This window comes from Variovorax sp. P2_H12 (assembly GCF_056403395.1).
Genome location: NZ_JBFUFO010000252.1, coordinates 1 through 406, shown reverse-complemented (window position 1 = coordinate 406; position 406 = coordinate 1). Strand labels below are relative to the sequence as shown.

Genomic DNA, 406 nt, shown 5'->3' with positions numbered 1-406 from the left:
ACCAGGCCCAGGAGCACCCAGGCCATGCCCATCGCCTTGCCGCCCGACAGCTGCACGATCAGCGCCGCGGTGGTCAGGATGGCGATCGCCATGCCCACCATGCCGAAGACGTTGCCGCGGATCGAAGTCGTGGGGTGGGACAGGCCCTTSAGGGCCTGGATGAAGCAGAYRCTSGCAACGAGGTACAGCAGCGTGACGASRTTCATGCTCATGCTGCATTCCCCTTGCCAGCGGYCGGTGCCTTTTTATCCTTCTTCTTGAACATCTCGAGCATGCGCCGCGTCACCAGGAAGCCGCCGAAGACGTTGACCGCGGCCAGCGCCACCGCCAGCACGCCCATGGTCTTGCCCAGGCCGGACTCGGTCAGCGCCGCGGCCAGCATCGCGCCCACGATCACGATCGCCGA

At 65.7% G+C, this 406-nt stretch carries 2 protein-coding genes; both read right to left on the bottom strand.

Annotated features, from left to right (window positions below; translation table 11 throughout):
- A partial coding sequence (locus AC1DYK_RS36020; RefSeq protein ID WP_478170624.1) for an NAD(P)(+) transhydrogenase (Re/Si-specific) subunit beta occupies positions 1-212 on the bottom strand: 212 nt, incomplete at its 3' end.
- Positions 209-406 (bottom strand): proton-translocating transhydrogenase family protein (locus tag AC1DYK_RS36015; RefSeq protein WP_478170623.1); only part of this gene is annotated, 198 nt, incomplete at its 5' end. The genes AC1DYK_RS36015 and AC1DYK_RS36020, both read right to left, overlap by 4 nt.